Annotated in this window: 22 protein-coding genes and 2 tRNA genes; 16 read left to right on the forward strand and 8 right to left on the reverse strand. The window is 51.2% G+C overall.

Annotation, left to right across the window (positions count from 1 at the left end):
• Nucleotides 1-35 precede the first annotated feature (35 nt).
• Nucleotides 36-836 carry an iron-sulfur cluster carrier protein ApbC gene (gene apbC, locus CEK60_RS05520; protein ID WP_051626459.1) on the forward strand — a complete coding sequence of 267 codons (801 nt, stop codon included), beginning with the start codon at nt 36-38 and terminating at the stop codon, nt 834-836.
• 11 nt (nt 837-847) lie between these two features.
• Nucleotides 848-1414, forward strand: a complete 567-nt coding sequence (gene dcd, locus CEK60_RS05525; RefSeq protein WP_038483741.1) for a dCTP deaminase — start codon at nt 848-850, stop codon at nt 1412-1414.
• A 75-nt stretch (nt 1415-1489) separates the two neighbouring features.
• Here dcd and purN read toward each other — a convergent pair whose 3' ends face one another.
• Nucleotides 1490-2248 carry a phosphoribosylglycinamide formyltransferase gene (gene purN / locus CEK60_RS05530; protein ID WP_089038180.1) on the reverse strand — a complete coding sequence of 253 codons (759 nt, stop codon included), beginning with the start codon at nt 2246-2248 and terminating at the stop codon, nt 1490-1492.
• Nucleotides 2245-3312 carry a phosphoribosylformylglycinamidine cyclo-ligase gene (gene purM, locus CEK60_RS05535; RefSeq protein ID WP_089038181.1) on the reverse strand — a complete coding sequence of 356 codons (1068 nt, stop codon included), beginning with the start codon at nt 3310-3312 and terminating at the stop codon, nt 2245-2247. The genes purN and purM overlap by 4 nt, the downstream gene beginning before the upstream one ends.
• A gap of 200 nt (nt 3313-3512) precedes the next feature.
• Between purM and CEK60_RS05540 the strand changes: the two genes are divergently transcribed.
• Nucleotides 3513-4625, forward strand: coding sequence for an AI-2E family transporter (locus CEK60_RS05540; RefSeq protein ID WP_089038182.1), 1113 nt, complete (start codon nt 3513-3515; stop codon nt 4623-4625).
• Complete coding sequence (gene hda / locus CEK60_RS05545; protein ID WP_038483749.1) at nt 4622-5326, forward strand: DnaA regulatory inactivator Hda; 705 nt, start codon at nt 4622-4624, stop codon at nt 5324-5326. Before CEK60_RS05540 ends, hda begins: the two co-directional genes overlap by 4 nt.
• A 75-nt stretch (nt 5327-5401) precedes the next feature.
• On the opposite strand, the gene CEK60_RS05550 is transcribed toward hda, so the two are convergent.
• Complete coding sequence (locus tag CEK60_RS05550) at nt 5402-5776, reverse strand: phasin family protein (RefSeq protein WP_089038183.1); 375 nt, start codon at nt 5774-5776, stop codon at nt 5402-5404.
• A 350-nt stretch (nt 5777-6126) separates the two neighbouring features.
• On the opposite strand from CEK60_RS05550, the gene CEK60_RS05555 reads away from it, so the two are divergent.
• On the forward strand, nt 6127-7503 hold the full coding sequence (locus tag CEK60_RS05555; protein WP_089038184.1) for a class II fumarate hydratase: 1377 nt from the start codon (nt 6127-6129) through the stop codon (nt 7501-7503).
• Nucleotides 7504-7533: 30 nt separating this feature from the next.
• On the opposite strand, the gene CEK60_RS05560 is transcribed toward CEK60_RS05555, so the two are convergent.
• The gene (locus CEK60_RS05560; protein ID WP_089038185.1) at nt 7534-8604 is read right to left on the reverse strand and encodes an endonuclease/exonuclease/phosphatase family protein; all 1071 of its coding nucleotides are present in this window, start codon (nt 8602-8604) and stop codon (nt 7534-7536) included.
• A gap of 182 nt (nt 8605-8786) precedes the next feature.
• On the opposite strand from CEK60_RS05560, the gene CEK60_RS05565 reads away from it, so the two are divergent.
• Together CEK60_RS05565 and CEK60_RS05570 are read left to right on the forward strand one after the other, a co-directional pair.
• Nucleotides 8787-8863, forward strand: a tRNA-Val gene (locus tag CEK60_RS05565).
• A 31-nt stretch (nt 8864-8894) separates the two neighbouring features.
• Nucleotides 8895-8971 (forward strand) — tRNA-Val (locus CEK60_RS05570).
• Nucleotides 8972-9030: 59 nt separating this feature from the next.
• Here the strand turns inward: CEK60_RS05570 and CEK60_RS05575 are convergent.
• The 4 genes from CEK60_RS05575 to CEK60_RS05590 all read right to left on the reverse strand — a co-directional run bounded on the left by CEK60_RS05575 (nt 9031) and on the right by CEK60_RS05590 (nt 12167).
• The gene (locus tag CEK60_RS05575; RefSeq protein WP_089038186.1) at nt 9031-9504 is read right to left on the reverse strand and encodes a GAF domain-containing protein; all 474 of its coding nucleotides are present in this window, start codon (nt 9502-9504) and stop codon (nt 9031-9033) included.
• Between the two features lie 79 nt (nt 9505-9583).
• Nucleotides 9584-10375, reverse strand: a complete 792-nt coding sequence (locus CEK60_RS05580) for a MetQ/NlpA family ABC transporter substrate-binding protein (protein WP_089038187.1) — start codon at nt 10373-10375, stop codon at nt 9584-9586.
• A gap of 114 nt (nt 10376-10489) precedes the next feature.
• On the reverse strand, nt 10490-11143 hold the full coding sequence (locus tag CEK60_RS05585; protein ID WP_089038188.1) for a methionine ABC transporter permease: 654 nt from the start codon (nt 11141-11143) through the stop codon (nt 10490-10492).
• Nucleotides 11124-12167 (reverse strand): methionine ABC transporter ATP-binding protein, encoded by a 1044-nt coding sequence (locus tag CEK60_RS05590; RefSeq protein WP_089038189.1) that lies wholly within the window; start codon nt 12165-12167, stop codon nt 11124-11126. The genes CEK60_RS05585 and CEK60_RS05590 overlap by 20 nt, the downstream gene beginning before the upstream one ends.
• A gap of 460 nt (nt 12168-12627) precedes the next feature.
• Here CEK60_RS05590 and CEK60_RS05595 point away from each other — a divergent pair, with 460 nt between their 5' ends.
• From CEK60_RS05595 to moaC, 9 genes are all read left to right on the forward strand, one after another.
• The gene (locus tag CEK60_RS05595) at nt 12628-13254 is read left to right on the forward strand and encodes a riboflavin synthase subunit alpha (protein WP_089038190.1); all 627 of its coding nucleotides are present in this window, start codon (nt 12628-12630) and stop codon (nt 13252-13254) included.
• Between the two features lie 199 nt (nt 13255-13453).
• Nucleotides 13454-14752, forward strand: a complete 1299-nt coding sequence (locus tag CEK60_RS05600; protein WP_089038191.1) for an NCS2 family permease — start codon at nt 13454-13456, stop codon at nt 14750-14752.
• Between the two features lie 34 nt (nt 14753-14786).
• On the forward strand, nt 14787-15332 hold the full coding sequence (locus CEK60_RS05605) for an adenine phosphoribosyltransferase (protein WP_089038192.1): 546 nt from the start codon (nt 14787-14789) through the stop codon (nt 15330-15332).
• Between the two features lie 8 nt (nt 15333-15340).
• Nucleotides 15341-15820, forward strand: coding sequence for a xanthine phosphoribosyltransferase (gene gpt, locus CEK60_RS05610; RefSeq protein ID WP_009723428.1), 480 nt, complete (start codon nt 15341-15343; stop codon nt 15818-15820).
• A gap of 1 nt (nt 15821) precedes the next feature.
• Entirely contained in the window at nt 15822-16505 is a 684-nt protein-coding gene (ung, locus tag CEK60_RS05615) for a uracil-DNA glycosylase (RefSeq protein ID WP_089038193.1), read from the forward strand.
• A 97-nt stretch (nt 16506-16602) separates the two neighbouring features.
• Nucleotides 16603-17232 carry a uracil phosphoribosyltransferase gene (gene upp, locus CEK60_RS05620; protein WP_038483772.1) on the forward strand — a complete coding sequence of 210 codons (630 nt, stop codon included), beginning with the start codon at nt 16603-16605 and terminating at the stop codon, nt 17230-17232.
• A gap of 88 nt (nt 17233-17320) precedes the next feature.
• Nucleotides 17321-18550, forward strand: a complete 1230-nt coding sequence (locus CEK60_RS05625) for a uracil-xanthine permease family protein (protein ID WP_089038194.1) — start codon at nt 17321-17323, stop codon at nt 18548-18550.
• A 41-nt stretch (nt 18551-18591) separates the two neighbouring features.
• Complete coding sequence (gene mobB / locus CEK60_RS05630) at nt 18592-19143, forward strand: molybdopterin-guanine dinucleotide biosynthesis protein B (protein ID WP_038483776.1); 552 nt, start codon at nt 18592-18594, stop codon at nt 19141-19143.
• 60 nt (nt 19144-19203) lie between these two features.
• Nucleotides 19204-19998: a cyclic pyranopterin monophosphate synthase MoaC gene (gene moaC, locus CEK60_RS05635; RefSeq protein ID WP_089038195.1), complete on the forward strand. Its 795-nt coding sequence runs from the start codon at nt 19204-19206 to the stop codon at nt 19996-19998.
• The last annotated feature ends 2 nt before the right edge of the window (nt 19999-20000 follow it).

Genomic DNA, 20000 nt, shown 5'->3' on the forward strand with positions numbered 1-20000 from the left:
GGATAGATTAGTCGCAATAGACAGGAGTGCCATTGATGGACGGTGTAAAACATATAGTAGCAGTGGCATCGGGGAAAGGTGGAGTCGGCAAATCGACCGTTACTGTGAACTTGGCACTAGCGCTTTCTGCCCAGGGGTATCGTGTTGGCGTACTGGATGCTGATATTTACGGCCCTAGCCAAGCGCAAATGCTGGGTGTTAAAGAAGGCGTGCGGCCTCAGGCGACGGAGGACAATAAGTTTCTGCCGCTAGAAGCGCACGGCCTTCAAGCGATGTCGATGGCCTTTATGGTTAACACCCGTGAGGCGATGGTCTGGCGTGGCCCGATGGTCGTTGGTGCGTTTCAGCAAATGCTGACACAAACCCAATGGGATAATCTGGATTTCCTGCTGATTGATATGCCGCCAGGTACCGGCGATATCCAGCTGACGCTGGCGCAAAAAGTGCCTGTTTCAGGCGCCGTGATTGTCACCACGCCTCAGGATATTGCGCTCCTTGATGCCCGCAAAGGCATTGAGATGTTCCGTAAGGTCAATGTGCCAGTGCTTGGCGTGGTAGAGAACATGAGTCTTTATCATTGTGAAAATTGCGGCCACGAAGCGGCTATTTTTGGTACCGGTGGCGGCGATCGCATCGCGGAAGAGTATGATACGACAGTTCTTGGGCGGTTGCCGTTAACGCTCTCTATTCGTGAGCTAGCTGACTCTGGTCGCCCCAGCGTGATTTCCGAACCCGATAGCTCAGTGAGTCGCACGTTTGCAGATATTGCCAAACAAGTGGCGCAATCGGTAAATGCCAGCCATAGCGGCGGCCCCACTATTTCTTTTAGCGAGTGATGACGTAACAAATGAGTATTAAATCTGACAAGTGGATTCGTCGCATGGCACAAAGCGATGCCATGATTGAACCGTTTGAAGCTGAGCAGGTGCGCTATGTGAATGATCAGCGCGTTATTTCTTATGGCACGTCGAGCTACGGTTACGACGTTCGCTGTGCCGATGAATTTAAAGTGTTTACCAACATACATTCGGCTATTGTCGATCCCAAAGCGTTTGATGACAAAAGCTTTGTCGATGTTAAGGGTGATGTGTGTATTATCCCGCCGAATTCCTTCGCATTAGCACGCACGGTTGAGTATTTTCGTATTCCGCGCAGTGTGCTGACGATTTGCCTTGGAAAATCCACTTACGCGCGCTGTGGCATTATTGTCAACGTAACGCCGCTTGAGCCAGAGTGGGAAGGGCATGTGACGCTTGAATTTTCAAATACTACCAACCTGCCTGCCAAGATTTATGCCCATGAAGGGGTAGCTCAGATGCTGTTCCTTGAGTCGGATGAGATGTGTGAAACATCTTATAAAGATCGCGGTGGTAAATATATGGGACAACGAGGCGTTACGCTGCCTCGCACTTAATATCCGCAAGCTAAACAAAAAACGCCTTACGCGCTAATAGCGGTAAGGCGTTTTTTATGGTCAGAGCAGTGACATTTACGTGTTTTCGTCAAACTCTTCGTCTAGCTCTTCTGCAGCATCTGTGTGGGAGAGCCGCATACCATGGGGGGGCAGGGGGTGGCCATCCATGGTGGCGTTTTCAGCGCTATATTGCAGGCGGCCTTGCAGAAACCACTGAACGGCAATTGGGAAGATTAGGTGTTCACGAGCGTGCACCTTCTCCTTAAGCGTCTCAACGGTATCTTCATTTGTAACGTTCAGTTCTGCTTGTAGCACAACGGGCCCACCATCTAGCTCTTCAGTGACAAAATGCACGCTACAGCCATGCTGTTTGACACCGTCTGCCAGCGCTCGAGCATGGGTATTTAACCCTTGATAGGCGGGCAGTAGTGAAGGGTGGATGTTGAGCATTTTGCCTAAAAAACGCTGCACAAAGCGGGGCGTCAGAATGCGCATAAAGCCTGCTAAAACAATCAAGTCAGGCTCATGACGTTCGATGACTTTGATTAGCGCTCCGTCGTAAGCATCGCGGCTGTCATACTCGCGATGAGGTAGCGCAACGGCTTCAATACCCGCTTCTAGGGCGCGCTTCAAGCCATGGGCATCCGGCTCATTGGAAATAACAGCGACGATTTCCCCGCCAAGCCGATCATGGCTTTGCGCGTCAATCAGCGCCTGTAAATTACTGCCACTGCCAGAAATTAGCACCACAATACGTCGCGCCGCTGTTGGTTCTGGCGCCATGTCGTTTATGGTGTCGTTGAACGTGCCACTATTAAAGTCGGTACTGCTCATGCGCGAAGGTTCTCCAAAACGACGGCTTCCTCCTGGCGCTGAATAATCTGACCAATTCGATATACGGTCTCGCCTTGAGCTTGCAGATGCGCCATAGCGTCTTCAGCTTGGGCCTGGGGCACTACAACCACCATGCCGATGCCGCAGTTCAGTACGCGGTGCATTTCCGTTTCACTGACATTGCCTTGGGCTTGTAACCAGTTAAATACTTCTGGACGCTGCCAAGTAGCAAGATCAACGTGGGCTGCGAGGGTATCGGGCAGAACACGGGGAATGTTTTCCAGTAAACCACCACCCGTAATATGGGAGAGCGCGTGAACGGAAATATCTGTGCCGCGCATCATCGACAGCAACGACTTCACATAAATACGCGTCGGCGCCATTAATGCGTCGCCAAGCGGCTGCCCATCCACAGTATCATTGAGTGAAGCGTTGCTAACTTCCAAAATTTTGCGAATCAATGAATAGCCATTGGAGTGCGGGCCAGAAGAGGCCAATCCCAGCAGTACATCGCCTTCGGCTACCTTGCTGCCGTCCAAAATATCGGCCTTTTCAACAACGCCAACGCAGAAGCCTGCCAAATCGTAGTCATTGCCCTCGTACATACCGGGCATTTCGGCAGTTTCGCCGCCTACTAGTGCGCAACCAGCCAGTTCGCAACCAGCGCCAATGCCGGTCACGACATCTGCAGCGATATCCACATCCAGCTTACCCGTGGCATAGTAGTCAAGGAATAGCAGCGGTTCAGCACCAGCAACGATCAAATCGTTGACACACATAGCGACCAAGTCAATGCCAATGGTGTCATGCTTACCAAGGTCCATGGCAAGACGCAGCTTAGTGCCGACACCATCCGTGCCGGAGACCAGGACTGGCTGTTTATAACCAGCGGGAAGCTCACACAGTGCGCCAAACCCGCCAAGGCCACCCAGGACTTCAGGGCGTGTCGTGCGTTTGGCAACGTGTTTGATGCGATCAACTAGCGCGTTGCCGGCATCAATATCGACACCTGCGTCTTTATAGCTGAGTGAGGGAGTGGCCTGAGAAGTGGAGGTATCGGTCATGACAGATCCTGTGAAGCCTATAGCAATACGGGTAGTGCTGGCGAAATGGCCAGTGCTGGGGCGATAACGGAACGGATTGTAACACCCAGAGACGTAAGTCGCATCGATGTGCGGCGTTAACCGATGTTCAATACGCTACTTTTGTTACTATTCAGTACGCTAAGGGCGCTAACCATCTTTCCAGGAGGGATATAAAGAGCATGCGACATTCATGGTGGGGCGTTGTTTTTTTGGTGGTATTGGTGGGCTGCCTCTACTTATTAGATGCGGTACTGATGCCATTTATTGCGGGTTTAATTTTGGCCTATTTGGCTGACCCGCTTGCTAATTATTTCCAGCGGTTAGGCATGAAGCGGCCCTGGGCAGTTAGTAGCGTCTTTTTTGTCCTGTTACTGATCCTTATTTTAAGCCTGCTTATTTTGATCCCGTTGGTTGTGCAGCAAACAAAACAGCTGGGAGAGGCGTTGCCGAGTGTCTTCAACTGGATTGAGAACATATTAGCGCCACAAGTTCAGGAGTGGACGGGGTACGATTTAGGTGCTGAGCTAACAAACGTTAGAGAAACTTTGATCAAAAACTGGCGTGATGCAGGTAGCTATGCAGCTCAGGCGTTAAGTCAAATAGGTCGTTCTGGGATGGCTTTCGTTTCCTGGGTTACCTACGTTGCCCTGATTCCTGTCGTAACGTTCTATTTACTACTTGATTGGAGCCGGCTGATTTCTAGTCTTGCTGATTTGGTTCCTCGTCAATGGACAAGCGATGTTTCCCGCTTGGCTCAGCGCTGCGATGAAGTTCTATCAGCGTTTCTACGTGGGCAGTTACTGGTCATGCTGTGTTTGGGCATTATATATGCGGCGGGACTAACGTTGATGGGGCTGAACTTCGGACTGCTGATTGGTGCTGTGTCCGGGCTTGTCAGTATTGTGCCGTTCCTTGGCTTTATTGTGGGGTTAGTGGTGGCGCTTATCGTGGCGCTTTTCCAATTTGATACATGGTGGGCTGTGCTGGGCGTGATCGCGGTATTCGGTATCGGTCAGGCGGCAGAAAGTGTCATACTTCAGCCTAAGCTGTTAGGCGATAAGATCGGTTTGCATCCTGTTGCGGTTATCTTTGCGGTACTGGCGGGCGGTCATCTTTTCGGTCTGACGGGCGTACTCTTAGCATTGCCTGCCGCAGCGGTCATTATGGTGCTTTTAAGGGAAATTAAAGATCGCTATAAAGGCAGTGCTCTCTATGATGCCGAGCAACGTCCGCTAGAACAGCAACATTACAATGATGGACTGGGTCGTCACGACGAAAGGGAGTCACCATGAGCCGATTACCGGCACAGCTACCGCTTGGGGTAGGGTTGCGAGACGACGCGACATTTAATAATTACTATGCCTCACAAGCAAACGCTTCATTAATGGAGTACCTGAGCCGGCAGCTTAAGTCTGATGCTGAACCGTTTTTATATTTATGGGGCGCGCCGGGCAGTGGCCGTAGCCATCTTTTACAGGCGGCGTGTCATGCCGCCTCGGATGCAGATAAGCGGGCACTTTATCTTCCATTGGCAGACCTTGGTCATTTCCCACCGCTGATGCTGGAGGATATCGAGCGTCTGGATCTCGTCGCCATTGATGATCTTGAATATGTGATCGGGCGTAAGCGTTGGGAAGAGGCTCTGTTTCACGCCTTTAATCGGCTTCGCGACGCTGGAAAAGCCTTAGTGATTGCCGCCAATACGTCCCCACGCCAACTAGACGTTGCATTGCCGGACTTGGCATCACGGCTAACCTGGGGAGTTACGTTTCACCTGCATCCGTTGGATGATAACGAACGCCTAGCAGCGTTAAAGCTTCGCGCCAACGTACGTGGAATGCAGTTACCTGATGATGTAGGGCGCTACATTATGCACCGCGGACCGAGGGAGTTGGGGGATTTGTGCCATGCACTGGAAACGCTTGATCAAGCATCGTTATCCGCTAAACGGAAACTGACTATTCCTTTCGTCAAGTCTGCCCTTAATTGGTAAAGCGCAATTGCTAAAACACCCCTGCCAGATCACTGGCAGGGGTGTTTTAATGACAGCAAGTCAATAACTAACAGATTAAGCAGTTTTGCTCATTTTGCTAGCAGCAGCTTGCGCTTGCTTAACATTATCTTCTGTCAGTTTTTGGCCTTTCTGCAAGAAGTCTTGCTGAAGAGCAACAACTTTATCTGCATCGCCTTTTACACGCTCAGCGAGTTCTTTAGCCACTTTCTGCTGGCCTTCCATGTAGCTGCGCAGGCCGTTGGCGTCTTTCACGCTCATCAGCTGACGCATTTGGGTGATGCCAGTATCTACGTAAGATTTGTTGGCATCAAACTGTGCGTTAAGCATTTTTTCAGAGTAATCGATGCTTAGCGTCATGTATGCACGCACAGGTGCCATGAACATGTTGTCGAACTGCTGAGTCATTTCGTTGGTGTTAAATGTTTGCATGGTAAACACTCCTGTTCCATTGCTCACTAATCGGCCCATTGATTGGCGGTGCCGTTAGTGTTGGTTGATCAGCAACGGTTTTGTTAAGCGTCCACCGCGGCTGATATCTAGTTATCTTGCGTTGCAGCATAACAGGGCTTTTTGTGCGGTGCAACATTATGGTGAAGTGAATTTAAGGATCGTGTGAGTGTAGCTGTGTGAGTCGGTGATACGCACGGATTTACCTAACGCGCCGGTAGGACTAGGCTTAAGCGTATAGATAACCGTTATCACTAAAATAATCGTTGGGAAACGTGATGTTAGTGATGTGAGCGGCGTTGGCTAAGGCGTTTTTTAAAAGGAGTGCCAGGATGGATACACGTATTGAACGGGATAGCATGGGTGAGCTCGATGTACCTGCAAATGCGCTTTATGGCGCTCAAACCCAACGGGCTATCAACAACTTCCCTGTCTCGCATACACCCATGCCCACGGCATTTATTCACGCTGTCGCGCGAATAAAGCTCGCTGCTGCGCGAAGTAACTGTCAGTTGGGGTTGTTAGATAAACCCCGCGCAGAGGCGATTGAGAATGCGGCTCGGGCAGTGATTAGTGGCCAGCATGATGCGCATTTTCCTATCGATGTTTTCCAGACAGGCTCTGGTACGTCGACCAATATGAATGTCAATGAAGTGCTAGCGACGCTTGCCAGTCGTGAAGGGGTGGAAGTAACGCCAAATGATCACGTTAATATGGGGCAGTCGAGTAACGACGTTATCCCAACGGCCATTCACCTCTCGGCAGCGATAGCCGTTAATGAAGCGCTTCGTCCCGCATTGGTGACGCTGCAGGCCACGATTGATGGTAGGGCGAGTGAACTGGCCCATATTGTTAAAACAGGTCGTACCCATTTGATGGATGCCATGCCGCTGCGTATGGATCAAGAGCTAGGAGCGTGGTCGAGCCAAGTGGGGCAGGCCATCGAGCGTTTTGATAGCGCCATGACAAGGCTATGTCGATTAGCGCAAGGCGGCACGGCGGTGGGCACCGGTATTAACGCGCCTGAGGGGTTTGCCGAGCTAATGGTTGGCGATTTAAGTCAGCAAACAGGCCTACCTTTTGTGCCTAATGATAGCTTTTTTGCCAGTTTGGCATCCCAGGATGCTGCCGTAGAGTTATCGGGGCAGTTGAAAGGGTTGGCCTGTGTGGTTATGAAGATCGCTAACGATTTGCGCTGGATGAATTCGGGGCCGTTGGCGGGGTTGGGCGAGATTGAGCTTGAGGCACTACAGCCTGGTAGTTCCATTATGCCGGGTAAGGTAAACCCTGTGATTCCTGAGTCGGCCGCCCAAGCGGCAGCGCAAGTCATCGGCTTGGATGCCGCGGTAACGGTGGCGGGTCAGAGTGGAAATTTCCAGCTCAACGTGATGCTGCCGCTAGTGGCTTCGAATCTTCTCACATCGATTACATTGATGAGTAACACCGCCACCTTGTTGGGTGAGCGTGCTATCGCCACATTCAAAGTGCGTGACGATAATTTACAGGGGCCGCTCGCACGGAATCCTATTTTAGTCACGGCCCTTAATAGCGTGATTGGCTATAACGCCGCCGCCGCAGTGGCTAAAAAAGCCTATCAAGCTGGGCGCCCAATCATCGACGTTGCGGAGGAAGAGACCGATCTAGATCGCTCAACGCTCGAACGTTTGCTAGACCCTGCGGTACTAACGCAAGGAGGCATACCTGAGTAGCCTCTATTGAGATATTCAGAGGGCAGACGGTTAGGTTGCTTGCTTTTCCGTTTTGCCCTTTTGAATGGTTTCGTTCGCCTCTTGACGCTCCTCTGCACTGGCATCGGGCGTTTCGTGTTCATCTTGACGCGAAGGCCGATAGCAAAAAGTGGCCAATATAGGGAAGTGATCAGACCCGAACGCCCCAAGTCGTTGCATGTTGACGAGGGTGAAATGCTCGCTGACAAACGCGTGGTCGAGAGGCCAGCGCAATAGGGGGTAATTAGCGTGAAAGGTGCTGTACAAGCCGCGACCACGGCGTGGGTCCAACATACCCCCTATGCGACAAAAACGGCGTGTTGTACGTGACCAGGCAACATCATTCAGGTCGCCGGCAACGATAGTGGCCTTTGGGTGTCGATGTATCTCTTTGCCAATCCACAACAGCTCTGCATCACGCCATAAAGATTTTTCGCTTTCATTGGGTGCTGGTGGTCTTGGGTGAACGGCAAATAAGCGAATATGCTGGCCGCTTTTAAGCTCTACCTGGGTGTGAATCGAAGGTATGTCATCCTGGATAAGCCACTTAATCTCAGTATCTTTCAGTGCTAGGCGAGAGTAGAGGTGCATACCATAAAGGTTATCTAGGGGGATCTTAACGCTATGAGGCCACAGCGCATCTAATGCTGGGTCAAGTTGTTCTTGCCACCATTGGTCAGATTCTAACGTCAGAATCATGTCGGGCTGGTGGTGGGTTATCATCGCCAGTAACTCTTTTGACTGGCGGTTTGGTGTCAGTACATTGGCGATTAGCAGCGTAATCATCTGGTCTTTAGGGGCATTATGGGCGGCTTTTACCTGCACAGGCCAGAGTGTTGTCCATGGCAAAATGTAGCGCAGCTGAAGCGCTAGCGTGGCGAGTGAGGCCAGTGTCGCGGTAACCCGCCAGGGCCCTGGGTCTAATAACCACAGGCTAGCTAAGCCACACGCTAAAGCCAGTACGGCAATTTGCAGTCGAGGAAATTCAAAACTGCGCACCCACCACCAGCGCATAGGCACGCGGGCAATCAGTGTGGCGAGTAACAATGAGATGGCGATGCATCCTAGCAAAGGCCCAAGCAAGATTTTCCTCCTGGTTTAACCGTGAATAGTGGTTAATCTACGTTTAGCTTAGCGGTAACCGTAGATAAGTGTCGATAAGACATGAAAATTGAGGGGAGTTAATTCATTTACGTCATTTCAAAGTGCTAAAAACTACTTGCAATTCAGCTATGAAGCCGTAGAATACGCATCCGTTGCACAGCAGGACCATAGCTCAGTTGGTTAGAGCGCCACGTTGACATCGTGGAGGTCGGCGGTTCAAATCCGCCTGGTCCTACCATATTGCGTGTTACGTGCAGCTCGTTACTTATAGGACCATAGCTCAGTTGGTTAGAGCGCCACGTTGACATCGTGGAGGTCGGCGGTTCAAATCCGCCTGGTCCTACCAAATACTTAAAAGCCCCATGCTTCTTAGCATGGGGCTTTTTTTATGGCTAATCGATAAAGCTAGTCGATAAAGAGGGGGAGGTCAGTCTGGCGAATAAACGTCGCCACCAGTGCCTCAATACCCGTCTGATCTTCTTGACTAAAGCGTGCGTGCTGGGGGCTGTCTAGGTCGAGCACTCCCCAGAGATAGCCGTCGATCACGATGGGAACAACGAGCTCTGAGCGAGAGTCAGCATCGCAGGCGATGTGATCAGCAATAGCGTGAACGTCATCAACCCGTTGGGTAGCTTGTTGGCGGGCAGCAGCCCCGCAAACGCCTTTGCTGAAGGGGATCGGATGGCAGGCGGGTTTGCCCTGAAATGGGCCAAGGCTGAGTTGGTTGGGCTGGCGCTGCAAATAGAACCCCACCCAATTGATGTCGCTCAGTGTGTGTTGAATAAAGGCACAGGTTTGTGCGCTGTTGGTTAGCCAATCACGTGTGTCTAGCAGGGCTTCAAGCTGCCGATTAAGCAACGCATAATCAACACTATGCATACGAATTCCTTATAGGTTTAAACACATCAGGCCAGCCCTAAGGCTGGCCTGATTACATCGATAGAGAAAACCGTGCTGTTTATTCGATCCAGCCGGGTACAGCTGCGCCCTTAAACAGTTCTTCTGCTTTTTCGATGACCTCGTCGCGCTGATAAGCGTCAACAAGTTGACGGATTTCTTCACGATCTTCGTCTCCGCCCCGTACCGCAATCAAGTTAACGTAGGGAGATTCAGGACCTTCCTTGATTATCGCGTCACTCAGGCTCAAGCCAGCCGGTTGGGCGAACGTATTGTTAATGAACGCCATGTCGACGTCTGGTAGTACACGGGGGAGTTGTGCCGCTTCAATTTCGCGGAAACGGAAGTTGCGTGGATTTTCAGCGATGTCGATGGGGGTAGCTTCCAGGTTGCTCGGATCATTAAGTGTGATCAGGCCCTGGTTGTGCATCAGAATGAGTGCACGCCCTTCATTAGATGGGTCGTTGGGCAGCGCGATTTGAGCGCCATCGGGCAGCGCTTCGATGCTGTCGTATTTCTCAGAGTATGCGCCGATCGGGTAAACGAAGGTGTAGCCCGCAATGGCAAGATCATATCCACGGTCATTGACCATAGCCTGTAGGTACGGTTCGTGCTGATAAGCGTTCGCGTCTAAACTGCCATCGGCGAGGGCGGCATTCGGCGTGACGTAGTCGGTGAATTCAATGATCTCGACGTTTAGGTCATACTCTTCTTTGGCAATTCGAGCCGCCACTTCCATGACTTCGGTTTCTGGGCCTGCCACAGTGCCCATTTTGATGGTGCGTGTTTCCGCGTTGGCAACGTTAACTGCAAGGGCTAAGGCGGTCAGGCTGCCGATAAGTAGTTTTTGCATGGTGTCACTCCTGTGGCTCAGTAAAGGTTGGATGTGATTATGCGGCAATAAGAAATAAAATTCTAATGCGTTTTGGTTATATTCGACTGTGCCGATAAAAGATGCAGACTATCGTCACTTGCGATCGCTTTTGCGCACCAAATAGTCGCCCAGGCTTTGGAAGCCTTGAACCATCACCACCAGTATAACGACGGTAATTAACATAATGGTGGGGTTGAAGCGGTTGTAGCCATAGCGAATGCCTAAGTCGCCCAGGCCACCGCCACCTACGGCGCCCGCCATGGCAGAGTAACTGACCAGTGTCACTAACGTAATCGTTAGCCCCGTGATAATGCCGCCCCTTGCCTCAGGGATCAGTACCTTGGTAATGATCTGCCAAGGCGTTGCGCCCATTGATTGAGCAGATTCAATAAGCCCCGGCGATATCTCGTTAAGCGCCCCTTCGATTAGCCGAGCTACAAATGGAATAGCCGCAATAGTTAACGGCACTGAGGCCGCATTAATACCAATAGAGGTGCCGACCAGCATGCGGGTGAACGGGATGATCGCCACCATCAAAATGATGAACGGAATTGAGCGGCCAACATTGGTAACAATGCCTAGCACTTGATTGAGTGCTGGCATCGCTAATATCTGGCGAGGGCGAGTCACGTAGAGCATGACGCCAAGCGGCAAGCCGAGCAGGGTGGCGATCACGCCTGAAATAGCCACCATGTAGAGCGTATCCAGCGTGGCTTGTAAAATAAGATCAAACATTGCGCTGGACATGACCAAGTACCTCTACCTGTAGTTGATGTGCTTCTAAATAAGCCATTGCTTCCTGAGTTTGAGCGGGGCTGCCGAGCAGCTCTGCAATCATCAGCCCTAAGGTGCGGTCTTGAATGGACTCGACCTTTGCCTGGAGGATGCTGACATCAACGCTGCACTCCCGCGCTAAGCGTGAAATAAGCGGCGTCGAAACAGCATCACCCGAAAACGTTAGCCGCACGACGGGATGAGTATGTTCGCTCGGTGTATCGCTTAAACGCTCGATCAGTTCTTTAGGTGGGCTTAGCTGCAAAAAGTCGTTCAGGAATTCCCTACCCAACTGTGTGATAGGCGCAGTAAAGAAATCACCGACCTCAGCGTCTTCCACTAGCTCACCGTCGGAAATGAGGCTTACTCGGTGGCAAATAGATTTCACAACTTCCATTTCGTGAGTGATCAACAAAATGGTAATGCCGAGCTGCTGATTAATTTCTCTCAACAGCTCAAGAATAGAGCTGGTGGTCTGGGGGTCTAGTGCGGAAGTGGCTTCATCGCACAGTAAGACGTTGGGTTTGCTGGCCAGTGCGCGGGCGATGGCAACACGCTGCTTTTGACCACCAGACAGCTGGGCTGGGTATTGTTTGGCTTTATCAGCCAGGCCCACCAGCTCCAGCAGCGGCAAAACGCGCTCTTTTATAGCACTGCGGCTTTCGCCCATTAACTCAAGGGGAAGTGCCACATTATCAAATACCGTACGCGTTGTTAGCAGATTGAAATGCTGGAAAATCATTCCAATACGGTGTCGGGCACGGTTTAACTCGCCGCGACTAAGGCGGGTCATTTCCTGGCCATCGACTGATACGCTGCCAGTGCTTGGGCGTTCAAGTAGGTTGACACAGCGAATAAGGGTCGACTTACCTGCGCCCGAAAGGCCAATAACGCCGTGAATGGTGCCTTTGGGAATCGTTAAATTGACATCTTTTAGGGCATGAACGGCACTATTGCCAGTGCCATAGGTTTTACTAACGTTGCTAATTTCAATCATAGCGTCTGCCTTAACGGTAGGCCGAAGACGGAGTGCGAGGGAGCAAGCGTAGGGCGGGAAATAAAAAAAGGCCACCCTTGCGGGTGGCCATCAACGCTGGACACACCCTTTTAGCTGCACTTCACCAAGCCATTAGCTTGGTGGACGCCCGCAATCTGGGTACAAATCGGCGTCATTACATTTGCGGCGAAAGTCTAAAGAGTGGTGGGTGTCTTGTCAATTAGTGCCGTTCTATTTCATGTTTTAATGCAATAATTCAGGTTTATTTTCTGAGTCAATGATTTTTGTTAGTGATTGATTCTGATGAGTGCTAATGCGGCGCTTGTTATCAGAAAAAAAGCCGTTTCAACGTTTGTATCAAAGCTTCTGGCTGCACACGGGTTGGGTATTAGTAGTAAGCTTGCACAGAATTTTAGTACCTGTTTTGACTTTAATACGTTGAGAAAGAGGGCGTAGCAATATGTTTACTGGCATTGTGCAAGGCGTGGCTGAGGTCGTCGCTGTTAAAGAGCTGGAAGAGTTTCGCACCCACGTAGTCGCATTGCCGGAGGCGTTGCGTGAAGGGCTCACTCTTGGTGCGTCGGTAGCCCATAATGGTGTTTGCCTGACGGTAACCGCGATAGAAGATGGGAATGTCAGTTTTGATCTGATGCGTGAAACGTTGCGTTTGACAAATCTTGGTGCAATTGCACCAGGTCAGTGCGTCAACATAGAGCGCGCGGCGCGTTTTGGTGATGAAATTGGTGGCCACTCCATGTCAGGCCACATTATTTGTGTGGCCAATGTGGTGGCAATAGAAGAGGCGCCCAACAATCGTCGGCTTTGGTTTTCACTGCCTGAGAGAGTCGCTAAATTTGTATTCGAGAAGGGATACATTGGTGTTGATGGTATCAGCTTGACGGTTGGTGACGTGCGCCCCGCAGCCGATGGTGCTGGGGTTGAGTTCAGTGTCAACCTGATACCGGAGACGCTGGCGCGTACAGTTTTAAAAGATCGCTTGCTAGGCGACAAGGTCAATATCGAGATTGATCCGCAAACCCAGGTGATTGTTGAAACAGTCGAAAGGGTGTTGGCGAGTCGTCTTTAGTCGTGTTTTTTGTCTTACCGTTGACCAATCGGTTAGCTCATGGCCTGAAGTTTGCTATTCATAATAGATAGGTGGGGGAGTTCCCACCAACACTAGCGGCACACGAGGCGCTCGCAACGCGTAGAGCCTTTAGGTAGTATGTGCGGCTTTTCTCGCATCAAGGGACGCATTTAGCGTAAGCGCGAAGGATAAAAACGACATGAAACTTCTGGACAATTACTTCAAGCTCACCGAGCAGAAGACCAATGTAAAGACCGAGTTGATCGCAGGGTTCACCACGTTCCTCACGATGGCTTATATCATTTTCGTCAACCCGAGCATTCTCTCGGAAGCGGGGATGGATTACGGCGCGGTATTTGTGGCTACCTGTGTCGCTGCTGCCATCGGCTGTTTTGTTATGGGGCTTTGGGCAAACTATCCGATCGCGCAAGCACCTGGTATGGGGCTGAATGCTTTTTTCACCTACGGTGTGGTACTGGGAATGGGCTATACCTGGGAGGCGGCATTGGGGGCTGTCTTCTTCTCCGGCCTGACGTTCTTCCTGCTAAGTATTTTTAAGATCCGCGAGTGGATCATTAATTCTATTCCACTCTCATTGCGTTTGGGGATTGCTGCGGGTATTGGCTTGTTCCTAGCGATGATTGCACTTAAAAATGCCGGTATTGTGGTCGCTAATCCAGCCACCTATGTGGCGCTGGGTGATTTGTCCCAGCCACCCGCACTTTATGCCTTGTTGGGCTTTTTCGTTATTACGGCGCTTTCCTACCTGCGCGTGACCGGTGCGGTAATGATCGGTATTTTGGGCATCACGATCCTTGCGACGCTGTTCGGACATAACCAGTATGGCGGTATTATGTCGATGCCGCCTTCGATTGCGCCTACCTTTATGGCAATGGATCTAATGGGCGCACTGGATGTGGCGATGCTAAGCGTCATTTTTGCCTTCTTGTTTGTGGATCTGTTTGATACGTCAGGCACGTTGGTAGGGGTGGCTCACCGCGGCAAACTGCTGGATGAAAATGGCAAGCTGCCGCGCATTGGTCGCGCTATGATGGCCGACAGTACCGCGTCTATGGCGGGTGCTGCATTGGGTACTTCGACAACGACTAGCTATATTGAATCAACTGCGGGTATCGCTTCCGGTGGTCGTACGGGGTTAACGGCGGTTGTGGTTGGTGTGCTGTTTTTAATTAGCCTTTTCTTTGCGCCGTTAGCAGGTTCTATTCCGGCCTATGCGACAGCAGGGGCGCTGCTTTACGTGGCCGTTTTGATGGCGGGTAGCTTAGCCCACGCAAACTGGGAAGACCCAACCGACGCTGCGCCGGTACTGATCGCTGCCCTGGCTATGCCGCTGACGTTCTCAATTGCTGAGGGAATTGCGCTTGGCTTTATTAGCTATGTTGCGATTAAAGCGCTTTCGGGACGGTTCAGCGATTTGAACCCCGCCGTCATAACGCTGGCGCTACTGTTTGCAGCAAAATTTCTTTTCCTGGGTTAATTACCCGCTTTATCTTTAATCAATGAGAGACGCGATGAGCATCTACGGCGACTACATTAAGTCCGTTATTCGCACGGTTCCTGACTGGCCAGAGCAGGGCGTAAATTTTCGTGATATCACACCGCTCCTGCAAAATAGTGCTGCCTTTCGCAAGCTGATTGATAGCTTTGTGCATCGCTACCAGGAAATGAACTTAGATGCCATCGCGGCGATTGATGCCCGTGGCTTCATCATTGGTGCGCCCTTGGCCTACGAGTTAGGCTGCAGCTTTGTGCCCGTTCGCAAGAAGGGCAAGCTGCCTTTCAAGACGATCAGTGAGACTTACACGCTTGAGTACGGCCACTCTGAAGTTGAGCTTCATGCCGATGCTTTCCAGAAAAATGACCGTATCCTGCTGATGGATGATTTGATTGCCACTGGCGGTACTATGCTTGCAGCAGCGAATCTAATTCAACGCTCTGGTGGGCACGTGGTGGAAACCGCAACTATTATTGATCTGCCTGAGCTGGGCGGTTCCCAGAAAATTCGCGACGCTGGCTATAGCGTATTCGCGGTATGTTCATTCACCGAAGACGAGTAACGCCTCTTATGAGCAGCGAACGCTATCATCAGCACTTCACCATTTCCTGGGATCAACTGCACCGCGACGTGCGTCAACTTTGTCATCAGCTAATTGAACGAGATTTCAAAGGTATCGTCGCGATTACCCGTGGTGGATTAATACCTGCGGCGCTTATCGCCCGTGAACTTAATATTCGCTTGATCGATACCGTTTGTATCAAAAGCTATGATCATATGGATCAAGGCGGTTTAGACATCATGAAGGGCGTTGACCATGATGGTGATGGTTGGCTGTTGGTTGATGATCTGGTAGATACCGGTAAAACCGCCCGTGCCGTTCGTGAAATGCTGCCTAAGGCGCATTTCGTGACAATGTATGCCAAACCAGAAGGGCGCCCTCTGGTTGACCAATACCTTACCGAAGTGGCTCAGCAGTGTTGGATCCAGTTCCCTTGGGATATGGGCATTGCTTATGTTGAGCCGCTGGCGGATCAACTGAAGAAGTAATATGGCTAACCCGCTACCCGACGATTGGAATCAATGGCTTGGGCAAGAATTTCAGGCTGACTATATGTCAGCCCTGAAAGCATTTTTGGCCCAAGAAAAATCAGCCAAAAAAGTTATCTACCCGCACTCATCGCATTGGTTTCGCGCTTTTGAGCTGACACCTTTAGCCTCTGTGAAAGTCGTTATTCTAGGGCAAGACCCTTATCACGGCCCCAACCAAGCTCATGGATTGTGCTTTTCGGTGCAGCCGGGTATCCAAGTGCCTCCCTCTTTAGTCAATATTTATAAAGAATTAGCTGCTGATGTGGGGTTTACGCCCGTGCGACACGGCTTTTTGGAGTCTTGGGCAACCCAGGGTGTGCTGCTGCTTAACACTGCATTAACGGTTGAGCAGGGTAATGCCGCTTCTCATCGTGGCAAGGGGTGGGAACACTTCACCGACTGCGCGATTGAAACCGTCAGTCGGTATGCTGAACCGTGCGTTTTCTTGTTGTGGGGCAGCCATGCGCGCCAGAAGAAAGTCCTGATTGATCAGTCGCGCCACTTGGTGTTGGAATCCCCGCATCCTTCGCCACTCTCAGCGCATCGAGGCTTTTTTGGCAATCACCACTTTTCCCGTGCCAATCAGTTTTTAGCAGAGCATGGGCGTTCATCGATTGAGTGGCAATTGCCGGAAACCCCTTAACCTAGTGGTCAGTTGCGGGTAGAATGGCGCGCAATTTTGTAAGCTTGTCGATGCGACCTAGGTCGCCATCCTGAATCCCATGCAGTGAGGAAGTCCCATGAGTGTTTACGCCATTAATCATCCGCTTGTTCAACATAAGCTGGGACTGCTGCGCGAAGCCGATTTGAGCACCAAAAGCTTCCGGGAGCTAGCAGGCGAAGTGGCTAAGCTGCTGACCTATGAAGCAACAAAGGGGCTAGAGCTCGAGGATCATGAGATTCAAGGCTGGAACAACGAGCCTATTGCGACGCGTCGTTTAAAAGGGAAAAAAGTAACGGTTGTGCCAATTCTGCGAGCCGGTTTAGGTATGCTGGAGGGCGTCACTGACCTAATTCCTAGCGCACGTGTCAGCGTGGTGGGTCTTTATCGGGATGAAGAGACTCTTCAGCCGGTGCCTTATTTCGCTAAGTTCGCTAATGATATTGAAGAGCGCATGGCACTTGTCATCGACCCGATGCTTGCGACTGGTGGCTCAATGGTTGCGACGTTAGATATGTTGCGTGAGCGTGGTTGTGAGCATATGAAAGTCATCGTGCTGGTAGCTGCCCCTGAGGGCATTAAGCGTGTTCAGGACGCGTACCCAGATGTTGAGATTTACACCGCATCCGTTGATGACCGGCTAGATGAGCACGGTTACATCGTGCCTGGTTTGGGAGATGCAGGCGATAAAATCTTCGGAACGCGCTAAGCACTCCGACTAACAATGCCCCTTACGCTTCGCGTTGGGGGCATTTTTTTGGCTTACCACCGACAACGAAAACATTGGAAACGTTTAGATGAGACATTCAGCAAGTCATGAGTCTTGGCCCAAAATGCTGCTGACAGGTGCGCAAATGCTATTCGTAGCCTTTGGTGCACTGGTATTGGTTCCACTGCTGACTGGCCTAGATCCCAGTGTCGCACTATTTACCGCGGGTATTGGTACGCTGGTGTTCCACGGAATTACCAAGCAGACGGTGCCGGTATTCTTGGCGTCATCATTTGCGTTCATTGCTCCCATTCAAGGCTCGATAGCAAGCTTTGGCGTGTCAGCCACGCTGGGTGGCTTAATGGCAGCAGGGGTGGTGTACGTTGCCATTTCTCAAGTAGTACGTGTTAAAGGCACTGCTTGGCTGCACAGGCTGTTACCGCCTGTCGTGGTCGGACCAGTTATTATGGTGATTGGTTTAGCATTGGCGCCAGTCGCTGTCAGTATGGCAACAGGGGAGACAAGCGATAACATTGGCTATGGTCAAGCGATTTTCCTTTCCATGGCCAGTTTGCTGGTAACGCTGATATTAGCTGTCTTCGGGCGTGGAATTCTTCGCTTGGTGCCGATAATGGGTGGTATCGCGGTGGGGTATGGTTTGGCGCTTGTTATGGGCGTTGTCGATTTCACTGCGGTACGTGATGCTGCTTGGCTATCATTGCCAAACTTTACCGCGCCGAGTTTTCACTGGGCGGCTATTTTGTTCATGATTCCTGTCGCGATTGCTCCTGCGGTGGAACATATCGGCGATATGGTGGCGATAGGCTCAGTGACACGCAAAAACTATCTAGAGAAGCCTGGTCTTCATCGCACCTTGTTAGGCGATGGGCTGGCGACAATGGCGGCTGCGCTGTTTGGTGGTCCTCCCAATACAACCTACTCAGAAGTAACGGGGGCAGTGACGCTGACTAAGGCATTCAACCCCATGTACATGATCATCGCCGCGGTGATTGCGATTGTACTGGCCTTTGTAGGCAAGTTGGGTGCGTTACTGCAAACTATTCCAGGCCCTGTAATGGGCGGTATTATGACGCTGCTGTTTGGTTCGATCGCAGTGGTTGGTATGAATACCTTGGTGCGTGCAGGCCAGTCATTAACTGCGGCGCGTAATCTCGTGGTGGTTTCGTTAATTTTAGTATTTGGGATAGGTGGAATGCAGTTTGGAGGTGGTCAGTTCACTCTCCAGGGCGTGAGCTTAGCCGCGTTAGTTGGCATTGCGCTAAACTGGCTGTTACCCGCTGAAAAAGAGGGCGAATAGTCACTCAATCATAGCCACCGGTTGGTCATTGGGAGTTGTTAATGGAAGAGGCAATTGATAGTCCATTTCCTGTACTCGGCATTGCCGCGTGGAGTGGGACTGGTAAGACGACTCTGTTAGCGCAGCTTTTGCCTCGCCTGCGCGAAAAGGGGCTTAGGGTGGGGGTGATAAAGCATGCTCACCATAGCTTTGATGTCGATCAGCCAGGAAAAGATAGCTATAAACTTCGTCAGGCTGGCGCTGCGCCTATGCTGATTGCATCCCGAGAGCGTTTTGCCATGATGCAAGAGACACCTGGCCAAGAAGAACCGGATCTTGGCTATCTCTTGTCACTGATGATTACCCAGGCGCCAGATTTGGTCATTGTGGAAGGCTTTAAGGCGTGGCCAATTCCTAAGCTAGTCCTGTACCGTGCAGGAATTGGCGATGTTTCCATTGTCAGTGGTGACTGGGTACAGGCGGTAGCGTCAAGTGGTTCGCTGCCTCCATCAATTCGCCCAACAGCTAAGCGGCTGGACCTGAATAATATTGAAGCGATCACTGAGTGGGTAATCGAGTGGATGAATGCTCAACCCAATGCTGTGGCTAACTAAATTAGCAGCTCCCAAATCAGTATTTTTATAACACCGTGGCTTGATTAAAAAGGTAACGATATGCAGCTAACTCACCTCAATAAACACGGCGAAGCCAACATGGTCGATGTCGGAGATAAGCGAGAGACTCGCCGCGAGGCGGTAGCGTCTGGGCGTATCGTTATGCAGCCTAAAACGTTGCAGCTGTTGAGTGATGGCGAGTTGCCTAAAGGCGATGTACTGGCGACCGCGCGCATTGCGGGTATTCAGGCAGCAAAGCGCACGCATGAGTTGATCCCGTTGTGCCATTCATTAGCGCTTTCAAAAGTCTCTGTAGATTTCGATATTGATCACGCTAACGGCTGTGTTGAAGTCTCCGCGCTTTGCCGCCTTAACGGACAGACCGGGGTAGAAATGGAAGCTCTGACAGCCGTGTCAGTGGCTTGTCTGACGCTTTACGATATGTGTAAAGCGGTGGATAAAGAGATGCGCATTGACGCCATTCAATTGGAAAGTAAGCGGGGCGGTATTCGTGGCGACTATCAACGAGGTGTGCCAGAACCAATTGTGACTGGCGGTGGCGTTGCGGGAGAGGTTCGCTTAGGCGAGCGATGTGCATCCCCTTGCGTTCGGGTTAAGTTTCTTGCTGAGCTGCGTGAGCGGGTGGAAGAGAGTGACCTTGCCATTGGGCTTGATCAACTGCCAAGCCGAGATGTGGCGGGGTTGAAAGCGGCGTTAAGCACTATGGATGCACGCTTTAATGTGTTGTCAGAGCAGCGCACGTTGTGTGCTATCAATCAAGTGATGGCCAACGATAGTGCGCGCCTTACCGATGAGGATGAAGTGGCCTTCTTTCCTCCAGTGACGGGTGGGTAATC

Origin of the sequence: Halomonas sp. N3-2A (genome assembly GCF_002216165.1) — a bacterium.
Classification (GTDB): Bacteria; Pseudomonadota; Gammaproteobacteria; order Pseudomonadales; family Halomonadaceae; genus Vreelandella.

Excerpts from the sequence above, each read along its gene's own strand:
- apbC (WP_051626459.1), top strand. The coding sequence starts at position 36 with ATGGACGGTGTAAAACATATAGTAGCAGTGGCATCGGGGAAAGGTGGA.
- dcd (WP_038483741.1), top strand. The coding sequence starts at position 848 with ATGAGTATTAAATCTGACAAGTGGATTCGTCGCATGGCACAAAGCGAT.
- purN (WP_089038180.1), bottom strand. The coding sequence starts at position 2,248 with ATGAGCAGTACCGACTTTAATAGTGGCACGTTCAACGACACCATAAAC.
- purM (WP_089038181.1), bottom strand. The coding sequence starts at position 3,312 with ATGACCGATACCTCCACTTCTCAGGCCACTCCCTCACTCAGCTATAAA.
- CEK60_RS05540 (WP_089038182.1), top strand. The coding sequence starts at position 3,513 with ATGCGACATTCATGGTGGGGCGTTGTTTTTTTGGTGGTATTGGTGGGC.
- hda (WP_038483749.1), top strand. The coding sequence starts at position 4,622 with ATGAGCCGATTACCGGCACAGCTACCGCTTGGGGTAGGGTTGCGAGAC.
- CEK60_RS05550 (WP_089038183.1), bottom strand. The coding sequence starts at position 5,776 with ATGCAAACATTTAACACCAACGAAATGACTCAGCAGTTCGACAACATG.
- CEK60_RS05555 (WP_089038184.1), top strand. The coding sequence starts at position 6,127 with ATGGATACACGTATTGAACGGGATAGCATGGGTGAGCTCGATGTACCT.
- CEK60_RS05575 (WP_089038186.1), bottom strand. The coding sequence starts at position 9,504 with ATGCATAGTGTTGATTATGCGTTGCTTAATCGGCAGCTTGAAGCCCTG.
- CEK60_RS05580 (WP_089038187.1), bottom strand. The coding sequence starts at position 10,375 with ATGCAAAAACTACTTATCGGCAGCCTGACCGCCTTAGCCCTTGCAGTT.
- CEK60_RS05585 (WP_089038188.1), bottom strand. The coding sequence starts at position 11,143 with ATGTCCAGCGCAATGTTTGATCTTATTTTACAAGCCACGCTGGATACG.
- CEK60_RS05590 (WP_089038189.1), bottom strand. The coding sequence starts at position 12,167 with ATGATTGAAATTAGCAACGTTAGTAAAACCTATGGCACTGGCAATAGT.
- CEK60_RS05595 (WP_089038190.1), top strand. The coding sequence starts at position 12,628 with ATGTTTACTGGCATTGTGCAAGGCGTGGCTGAGGTCGTCGCTGTTAAA.
- CEK60_RS05600 (WP_089038191.1), top strand. The coding sequence starts at position 13,454 with ATGAAACTTCTGGACAATTACTTCAAGCTCACCGAGCAGAAGACCAAT.
- CEK60_RS05605 (WP_089038192.1), top strand. The coding sequence starts at position 14,787 with ATGAGCATCTACGGCGACTACATTAAGTCCGTTATTCGCACGGTTCCT.
- gpt (WP_009723428.1), top strand. The coding sequence starts at position 15,341 with ATGAGCAGCGAACGCTATCATCAGCACTTCACCATTTCCTGGGATCAA.
- ung (WP_089038193.1), top strand. The coding sequence starts at position 15,822 with ATGGCTAACCCGCTACCCGACGATTGGAATCAATGGCTTGGGCAAGAA.
- upp (WP_038483772.1), top strand. The coding sequence starts at position 16,603 with ATGAGTGTTTACGCCATTAATCATCCGCTTGTTCAACATAAGCTGGGA.
- CEK60_RS05625 (WP_089038194.1), top strand. The coding sequence starts at position 17,321 with ATGAGACATTCAGCAAGTCATGAGTCTTGGCCCAAAATGCTGCTGACA.
- mobB (WP_038483776.1), top strand. The coding sequence starts at position 18,592 with ATGGAAGAGGCAATTGATAGTCCATTTCCTGTACTCGGCATTGCCGCG.
- moaC (WP_089038195.1), top strand. The coding sequence starts at position 19,204 with ATGCAGCTAACTCACCTCAATAAACACGGCGAAGCCAACATGGTCGAT.